Source organism: Saccharopolyspora sp. NPDC003752, assembly GCF_053605825.1.
The window spans coordinates 83,586-92,943 of sequence record NZ_JBSGJZ010000033.1 but is presented as its reverse complement, the minus strand read 5'-3'; the positions used below and the strand labels follow the sequence as shown (position 1 = coordinate 92,943).

The window sequence follows — 9,358 nt, the reverse complement described above, 5'->3', positions numbered from 1 at the left end:
CCAACTTCCCATTCACCGTCACCGGCAACTCATCCAACACCACCACAACCGGAACCATGAACTCCGGCAACCTCACACGAACAAAATCCCGAACCCCACCAACATCCAACCCCCCACCCGAACTCGGCACCACATACCCAACCAAACGCCGATCCCCCGGCACATCCTCACGCACCACCACCGCCGCCTGCCCCACCCCAGGACACCCGGCCAACACACCCTCCACCTCACCCAACTCAACCCGAAAACCCCGAACCTTCACCTGATCATCAACACGCCCCACAAACTCCAAAACACCATCACAACTCCACCGCACCAAATCCCCAGTCCGATACATCCGCGAACCCACACCACCAAACGGATCCGCCACAAACCGCTCCGCAGTAAGTCCCGGGCGGGCCCAATACCCCCGCGCCAAACCCACACCCCCCACATACAACTCCCCCACCACACCCGGCGGAACCACACCCAAAAAACCATCCAACACATACACCCGCATATTGCGCATGGCCCGGCCGATCGGAACCGTGTTCCCAATCGAATCGGCAGTCCTCACCTCGTGGTAGGCGCAGAACGTGGTTGTTTCCGTGGGCCCGTAGACGTGCACGAACCTGGTGTTGGGGCAGGTTTCGACGGCGCGCCGGAATGCCTGCGTCGACACCACTTCCCCGCCCGTCCACACCTCCCGCAGCGCCGAAACCAGTTCGATGCGCTCGCCGACGAGGTGGTTGAAGAGAGCCGTGGTCAAGAAGGCGTGCGTCACCCGGTTCCGCGTGATGGTCGAATGCCACGCGTCGAGATCGACCGCTTCCCCGGGGGCCAACACGAGCCGTGCGCCGCGGAGCAGCGGAACCCAGATCTCGTAGGTCGACGCGTCGAAGGCCAGCGGCGAGTGCACCAGCACCCGCGCGTCCGCATAGTTGTCGAACGCGCGGTCCCCGGTCAGCTCGACCACGTCCTCGTGCGTCGCCGCAACGCCTTTGGGGGTTCCCGAGGAACCGGAGGTGAAGATGACGTAAGCCGCTTGCCCGGGATGCAGTGCGCCTCCGCGCTCCGCATCGGTGAGCTCGGCCGTCGGCTGCGCGGCGAGCCGCTGCTGCACCTCCGCCGAGTCGAGCACGACGGTCGGCGTGCCGCCGTCCTCGACGCCAGGCCGGGTGGCCGCGGTCGTCAGCATCAGCACAGGCGCGGCATCGCGCAGTATCGACCGGACCCGTTCGGCGGGATTGCCCGGATCGATCGGCAGGTACGCCCCACCGGCCTTCAGCACGGCCAGGACGGCGACCACCGCTTCGACCGAGCGGGGTAGCACCAGGCCCACCACCCGTTCCGGGCCGACCCCCGACGCCACCAGGTGGCGTGCGAGCTGGTTCGACCGGGCGTCGAGTTCCGCGTAGGTCAGTTCCGCCTCGCCGGACACGACCGCGATCGCCTCGGGCCGGAGAGCCACCTGCCGGCCGAACAACTCCGGCACGACCGCCGACGGGGTCACCACTGCCGGGTCGTTCAAGCCCAGGAGGCGTTCCCGCTCGACGTCGCCGACCAGGTCGACGTTGCCCACGGGGCAGTCCGGGTTCGCGCACAACGCTTCCAGGAGGCGGCCCAATCGCCCGAGCAACTGCTCCACAGTGGACTGTCCGAATACGTCCGAACGGTAATCCAGCCGGAGGACGATCTTCTCGCCGGGGAAGACGATCAGGCTGAGTGGGTAGTGCGAACCATCGTGACCGGCGATGCCGGCGGCCCGCAGCTCGCTTCCGGCCGGCGTGATGCCCGCCGTGTCCAGCGGATAGTTCTCGACGACGACCAGGGAGTCGAAGAGCTTTCCGTGCCCGCTCAACCGGCCCGCGTCCGTGAGGCTGAGGTGCTGGTGGTTGACCAAGGCGGCCTGCTCGTCGCGGAAGCGCCGAAGCGAATCAGCCAGGGGTTCGTGCGGATCGAGCCGGACCCGGACGGGCACCGTGTTGATGAACAACCCCACCATCGATTCCACGCCGGGCAGTTGAGGCGGCCGCCCGGCCACGGTGGTGCCGAACACGACGTCGGAGCGGCCGGTCAACGACCGGAGCAGGATCGCCCAGGCGCCCTGGACCAGGGTGCCGGTGGTCAGCTCCCGGCGGCGGCCGAGAGCGCGAAGGTCCGCGGTCAGTTCCGCGGGCAGTTCGAGGGTCGCCTGTGCGCGCCGGCACGGTCCGGCCGGGCCCGCTGTCGGCGCGAGCAAGGTCGGCTCGGACAGCCCGGCCAGGGCGCGCCGCCACGCGTCCTCCGCGGCCTGCCGGTCCTGCCCGGCGAGCCAGGCCAGGTACTCCCGGTACGGCGTGACCCGCGGCAGCTCGCTGTCGTCACCACCTCGCTGGTAGAGCTGGAACAGCTCGCGAAACAAGACCGGATACGACCAGCCGTCCAGCAGGATGTGGTGGTTGGTCAGCACCAGCAGGTGCCGCTGCGGTTCGAGCCGGATCAGCGCGAACCGGAGCAGCGGGGGGTCGAACAGGTCGAAGCCGGCCTCCCGCTGCTCGAGCAGCAGGCGCTCGCGCTCGGCGCGCTGCTCGTCCACGGTGCGGCCGCGCAGGTCGAACTCCGCCCACGGCAAGGTCACCGAGCGGGGGATGACCTGGACCGGGCTGTCCACCCCCTCGAACCAGAAGGCGGCACTCAGGTTCGGGTGGCGTCGCAAGATCGCCTCTGCGGCGCCGCGCAGCTCGGCGGCGCGCAGCGGTCCATCGAGCTCCAGGACGACCTGGACGACGTACTCGTCCGGGCCGCTCTCCTGGTGCAGGGCGTGGAACAGCAGACCTTCCTGGAGCGGGGACAGCGGCAACACGTCTACGAATCCGGGCTGCTCCATCGTGATCTCCTCCACGCTGATTCGAGCTGGTCGATCTGCTGCTGGGTGAGGTTGACCAGCCCGAAATCGGACGGCGTGTGGCCGCCCGCGCCGGGTTGGTCGGTTGCTGTCGTGACGCCGCGAAGCACCTCGAACCAGATCTCCGCGAGCGCCGTGAGCTGGTCCCGGTCGAGCGGCGGCTGCCAGGACCAGGTCGCGACCAGCTGCGGCCGCCCGGCGGTGGACAGCACCGCCGCGTTGAGGTCCAGCAGGTGGACCGGGGGCATTCCCGGCCCGGCGGCAGTAGCAACCCTCAGGGGTTGGCCCGTACCGTCCGCGAGTGGTGCCCACGCGGTGTCCCCGTCGGCGTCATCTGCGGCGGAGAACCGGCCCAGGTAGTTGAACCCGATCTCGGGACTGGGCAGACCCGCGAGTTCCCCGGCCGTCTCCGGGTTGAGGTAGCGCAGCAGCCCGTAGCCCAGGCCGTGGTCGGGCACCGCACGGATCTCTTCCTTCAGGTGTTGGATGGTGCGCCGGAGTTCCGGCCCGCCACGCCGAACGTCCTCGCGTTCCAGGGGGTCAGGGGTGAGGCGCACCGGGTGCAGCGTGGTGAACCAGCCGACCGTGCCCGACAGGTCCACGCCATCGGCGAGTTCTTGGTGCCGCCCGTGGCCTTCGACATCGACCACCACTGCCCGGCCCGACGACCCCAGCCGCCGTCGCCATTGCGCAACGGCGATTCCCAGCGCGGCGAGCAGCACCTCGTGGGTGTCCGCGTGGTAGACGGCGGGCACCCGTCTCAACAGCGGCTCGGTGTCCGCCACCGGCAACCGCAGCGTCAGCTCGCCGGACTCCTGGTGCCCGGCTGCTCCCCCGCGCTTGGGCACGGCGTCTGCCAGCGTCCGCTTCCAGTGGTCCAGCTCGGCGATTCGGTCCGGACTTCGCGCTTCTGCGGCAAGAATTCGCGTCCAGCGGCGCAGCGACGTGCCGCGCGACGGCAGCGACGGGGTTCGCCCAGCCGCTATCGCCTGCCACGCGGCGGCCAGATCCGCCAGCAAGATCCGCCAGGACACCCCGTCGACGGCCAGGTGGTGGATCACCAGCAGCAATCGGCCCGCCGCTCCGGCTCCGGCATCGAAGAACACGGCTTGCCACACCGTTCCGGACCTCGGGTCCAGACGAGCCTGTGCAGCGGCGAAGTACTCGTCCGCGGCCGCGTTCAACTGGTCGCCGGAAAGACCGCGCACGTCCACCTGCGTCACGCGGTCCGCCACGGGCGACGACCCGACGGGCGCTACTCGCAAGCCCTGCTCGGCACCGTCGTCCACGTACAAGCGCAACGCGCCGTGCCGCTCCACCAGCGCTTCCAAGGCGGCCACCAAGTCCGGGCGGTCAATCCCCGTCGGCAAGGCCACCACCATCGCCTGGCACAGCCCGTCGAACTGCCCGCCCAAACCCCGGAACCAATCCACGATCGGCGTCGAGCCGAGGGCGCCCACGTCGTCGTCCTCGACCGGCTCGGCATCCGCGTGCACGCCGGCTGCGGACGCGATGCCGGCCACGGTCCGGTGCACCAGCACGTCTTGCGGGGTGAAGGTGATGCCGGCGGCCTGTGCCCGGCTGACCAGCTGGATGGCGGAGATGCTGTCCCCGCCGAGGTCGAAGAAGCTGTCGTCGATCCCCACGTCCGGGACGCCGAGCAGCTGGTCGAAGAACTCGCACAACGCTTCCTGGACCTGGGTTCGCGGCGGGCGAGACGACGCGGCACGCGTGAACTCCGGCGCAGGCAAGGCCCGGCGGTCCAGTTTGCCGTTCGCCGTCAGCGGTAGTGCGTCCATGGGCACGATCGCCGCCGGCACCAGGTGATCCGGCACGCGGCCACCCAGGAACTCGCGCACCTCGCGAACGTCCAGCTCCGCGGACGGCGCGGGAACCACGTACCCGACGAGGCGTTTGTCCCCCGGCCGATCCTCGCGGGCGGCGACCGCAGCGCGGGCGACGCCCGGATGCTCGGTCAGGACGTTCTCGATTTCGCCAGGCTCGATCCGGAAACCTCGCACCTTGACCTGGTCGTCGACCCGGCCGACGTACTCCAGCCGGCCACGGTCGTTCCACCGCACCAGGTCTCCGGTGCGGTACAACCGATCGCCGGCACCCGCCGACACGCTCCCCGCCACCGGGTTCTCAGCCGGGCCGAAGGGATTGGCCACGAAGCGTTCCGCCGTCAGCCCCGCCCGGCGCCAATAGCCGCGCGCCACGCCGAGCCCGCCGACGTACAACTCCCCGACCACGCCGGGGGGAACCAACGCCAGCCTGTCGTCCAGCACGTAGACCTGGGTGTTGGCCACCGGACCACCGATTCCACCGCCGTCCGCGTCCGACCCGCACCAGCCCGCCGTTGCGTACACGGTCGCCTCGGTCGGCCCGTAGGCGTTCATCACCCGGCATCCCGGGAACGCCGCCTCCAGCGCGGCCACCACCCCCGTCGGCAGCGCTTCCCCCGCGCACACGACGACACCCGAGAACCCGGAATCCCGCACCGCTGCGGCCACCTGGCCCAGCACCGACGGTACGCCGCTGATCGCGCTCGGAGCCGGCCCCGCGGACAACCGCTCCGCCAGCGCCGAGCCGTCCCGCACCACTTCGACGCAGCCCCCGCAGGCCAAGGGGGCAAGCAGTTCGAACACCGATACGTCGAAGCTCAACGACGTGGACGCGAGCACCTGGCCGAGCCGCTCTCCCAGGGTGCGAACCGCCCAGGACACCAGGTTCACCGCACTGGTCTGGGACACCACCACGCCCTTCGGGACGCCGGTCGAACCCGAGGTGTAGATGACGTAGGCGGGATGCGAACCTCGCAGCGACGACCGGCGGTTGTCGTCGCCGAGCTCGGAGCTCGGCTGCTCGGCGAGCGCGCGGCGCACGTGCGGGTCGTCCAGCACCACGATGTCGACGGGCGGTTGCGCGACGCGCCCGGCGGTGTCCGTTGTGGCCAGCAGCAGGACGGGGTTCGCGTCGGCGAGCATGAATTCGACGCGATGGGCGGGATACGTCGGGTCGACCGGCAGGTAAGCACCGCCGGCCTTCAGCACCGCAAGCATCGCGATGACCATGTCCGCCGTGCGCGGCAGCAACAATCCGACCACTCGCTCGGGCCCAACGCCCAGACCGACCAGGTGGCGAGCGAGCTGATTCGCCCGCGCGTGCAGCTCCGCGTAGGTGAGGCTCTTCCCACCGCACACCAACGCGACCTCGTCCGGACTGCGCGCCACTTGGTCGTCCAGCAGCTCTGGCAACACCGAGGAAGTCAGCTCGGCTGCTGCGCCGTTCCACTCCCCCAGCAGCTTGTTCCGCTCCGCGGCGGTCAGCACGTCCAATTCACCGACTTCGGCGTCCAAGTCGCCGGCCAGCACGTCCAGCAGGGCGAGGAATCGATCCTGATGGGCGCCCAGGGCATCGCTGCTGTAGCGGTCCGCGTTCCCGTTGAAGTCGACCCGGACGGCACCACCGTCGGGGCGGTCGTAGGCCATGATGGACAGATCGTCGACCAGGCCGTTGGACAAGTTGTGCAACCGCGCGGCGCACTGCCCGAAGCTCAGGTCGAAGTCGAACGGCATCACGTTCACCTCGGGGCCCATGAGGTGGCGCATGCCGGTCGTCAGGTTGAGATCGCGAGCCAGCTGCTCCGCGCGATAACGCTGGTGCGCCAAGGCCCCGCGAACCTCCCGCGAGGCCTGCCGGAGGAGCTCGTGCACCGTGGTCCCACCATCGACCTTCACCCGCAGCGGAACCACGTTCGCCAGCGTGCCCGGGTTGCGGCGCAGCGTTGCGTTCTTGCGGGCAGCCACGGCGAAACCGACCGCGATGTCCTCCTCCCCGGTGAGCCGGTGGAGGTACACCGCGGTCGCCGCGAGCAGCATGACCGACCAGTGCGTGCGGGCGGCTCGGGCAGCCGCCTTGATCCGGTCCGCGGCTGCGGCCGGAACATGGCTGGTGTGCCGAAGGAAGCTCCGCGGCAGATCCTCCGTCATGGCGGAAATCCGTGCCACGTTGGGCCGGTCGGCGAACCTCTCCAGCCAGTACTTCCGATCCCGTTCGAAATCCCCGGAGTTCCGGTACTCGGCGTCTTCCGCCACCAGTTCCCGCAGTGACGAGAACGGCGCGGGCTCCGCGGGCAGACCTTGCACGCTCGTCGTGTAAAGATGCGCTGCGCGTTGCGAGATCAGGATGCTGCCCGCACCGTCGGTGACCAGGTGGTGGTAGCCCTGGTACCAGTAGAAGCGGTCCGACGCCAGCTTGAGCAGGGCGTACGAGAACAGCCGGTCGCGGGTCAGGTCCATCGGGACGGCGAGGTCTTCGTACATCCAGCGCTCCGCCGCCGCACCCGGATCGGGTTCGGTGCTGAAGTCGAGCACGGGGAAGTCCCAGTCGGGGACGGGGTTCACGGTCTGGTGCGCAACGCCGTCCACCTCGTGGACGCGGCAGTGCAGCACATCCACCTCGGCGACGGTCTTGCGGACCGCGGCTTCGAACTCGGCGCCGTCGATCGCCCCGTCGATCTCGACGTACTGGCCCACGCGGAAGTGCAGGCTATCCGGGTTGAACCGCTGCGCCAGCCAGATCTCCCGTTGGGCGTCCGACAACGGGAAAGCGGAGTCGGCAGCCAGTTGGTCCATGATCCCACCCATCGACACGCCCCTTGCGCCTCAGGACACGGCGACCGCGGTCCCCGCATCACCACTCGACCGGGAGCCGGGACACCCCGTACACGGGCATCTCGGTGCAGATTTCGAGTTCGTCCGCCGGAACGGCGAGCCGCAGGGCGGGGAACTCCCGGAAGATCCCGGCATAGCTCGTGCGCAGGATGTTCCGAGCGAGGTGCTGGCCAAGGCATTGGTGCACGCCGTAGCCGAACGCGAGGTGCCCGGCCGACGAGTTGTCGATGTCCAGTGCGGCCGGGCGCTCGACGTGCTCGGGGTCGCGGTTGGCCGCCGGCAGGGCTATGGACACCGAGTCACCGGCCTTGATGGTTTCGCCGCCGAGCTCGACGTCCCGCAGCGCGGTGCGGATAGGTCCGATGTGGGTGACGCTGAGGTAGCGCAGCAGTTCGTCGACGGCCTTGTCGAGCTGGGCCGGGTTGGAAAGCGCCCGAGCCCGCTGGTCGGGGTGTTCCAGCAACGCGAGGGTTCCGAGGGCCAGCATGTTCGCCGTTGATTCGTACCCCGCGGTCAGCAGCACCATCCCGACGGTGGCGATCTCCTCGTCGGGCAACTCGCCCGAAGCCGCCAGGTGCCCGAGGACGTCACCGCTGGTCCCGGCCCGCTTCTTCGCGTCGACGAACTCCTGGAACTGGGTGTGGATCGCCTGGGTCGCTGCCCCGACGTCGGCGGCCTCGGCGTGCTGGTCGAACAGGACTGAGACGCGCCGCACGAAGCGGTCGTGCTCGTCCTCGGGGACGCCCAGGATCTCGGAGACCACGTTCAGCGGCACGAGTTTCGCGAAGTCCCGCACCAGGTCGGCGGGTGGGCCCCCGCGGGCCATCGCGTGCAGGCGTTCGTCGACGATCCGCTGGATCGTCTCGGTCAGCGAATCCATCCGGCGCACCGCGAAATGACCGGCTAGCAGCCGGCGGTACCTGGTGTGCTCCGGCGGGTCCATGCGGTGGAACACGCCCGGCGGGATGTCCTTGCGCGCCTGCTCTGCTTCGGCGGGCAGCTCGACGGGGATGCGGGCGAGATCGGCGCGGCTGCTGAAGCGGCTGTCGGCGAGTACCGCGCGGGCCAACGAGTAGCTCGTCACCAACCAACCCAGGTGGCCGTCCCCGTAGACCATCCGTCCGATGGGCTTCCGATCCCGCAGCGACTCCAGTTCCACGGGCAGTTCGAAGATCCGGTCGCGTTCGGTCGGAATACCGACGGGAACACCGATGGTGTCGGACAATTCAGGCTCCTTCCCGAGTTTTCGTCGCGCTGGCGCGAGCCGACTCACCGAACCGCACCACGCGCCGCCGCGGCGCTACCGCGGGTTCGCCGCTCTGGGGTGCTCCTGGTGACGGCGAAACGCCGGCGCGGCCAGCATCCGCAGGCGGCTGTGATCCGGCGGATCGAGTTCGAGCAGCGAAATGTGGAGGTCGACGGGGGCCGCGGTGGGTCACCGCAGGACTCGTCGCTCTTGCGCACCCCGAACCGGCGATCTCTCAACACTTCGTCGCACAAGTCGTGGGTCGTGCAAATCAACAACCCGAGCTTGCGACGGACCAGCGGCCCCTGCGCGCGCATGCCCGCGTAGAGCGGGTACGGGTTGTCCCGCCACGGGGAGTGCGGCAAGCGGGCGAACGGATCGCCTCCCCTGGCGAACAGCCAGGCAACCGCCCCTTGGGCGAACAAGCGCGCGCGAAGGCCGACTTCGGCGAACAGATGCTGATCAGCCCGAGAATGCTGACCGGCCATCGGCGCACCTCCGTGACTGCCGACGCAAACGCGACGGCGTCCGGCACGCCGCACGCCGCGTAGCCCTCATGCGCAACCTCAC

General features: G+C 69.4%; 4 protein-coding genes. All 4 read right to left on the bottom strand.

What is annotated here, in order from left to right; genetic code table 11:
* Nucleotides 1-2,848, bottom strand: a 2,848-nt coding sequence (locus tag ACWEV3_RS32610; protein ID WP_452617566.1) for a non-ribosomal peptide synthetase, incomplete at its 3' end; no start/stop codon positions are given.
* A complete protein-coding gene (locus ACWEV3_RS32605; protein ID WP_452617565.1) occupies nucleotides 2,827-7,503 on the bottom strand; it encodes an amino acid adenylation domain-containing protein in 4,677 nt (1,558 codons plus the stop codon). The genes ACWEV3_RS32605 and ACWEV3_RS32610, both read right to left, overlap by 22 nt.
* Nucleotides 7,504-7,561: 58 nt before the next feature.
* Nucleotides 7,562-8,767 carry a cytochrome P450 gene (locus ACWEV3_RS32600; RefSeq protein ID WP_452617564.1) on the bottom strand — a complete coding sequence of 402 codons (1,206 nt, stop codon included), beginning with the start codon at nucleotides 8,765-8,767 and terminating at the stop codon, nucleotides 7,562-7,564.
* A 44-nt stretch (nucleotides 8,768-8,811) separates the two neighbouring features.
* Nucleotides 8,812-9,276, bottom strand: a complete 465-nt coding sequence (locus tag ACWEV3_RS32595) for a hypothetical protein (RefSeq protein ID WP_452617563.1) — start codon at nucleotides 9,274-9,276, stop codon at nucleotides 8,812-8,814.
* Between the last annotated feature and the right edge of the window lie 82 nt (nucleotides 9,277-9,358).

Bases quoted from the DNA above. Each gene is read 5' to 3' on its own strand.
- ACWEV3_RS32595 (WP_452617563.1), bottom strand. From the start codon at position 9,276: ATGGCCGGTCAGCATTCTCGGGCTGATCAGCATCTGTTCGCCGAAGTC.
- ACWEV3_RS32605 (WP_452617565.1), bottom strand. From the start codon at position 7,503: ATGGACCAACTGGCTGCCGACTCCGCTTTCCCGTTGTCGGACGCCCAA.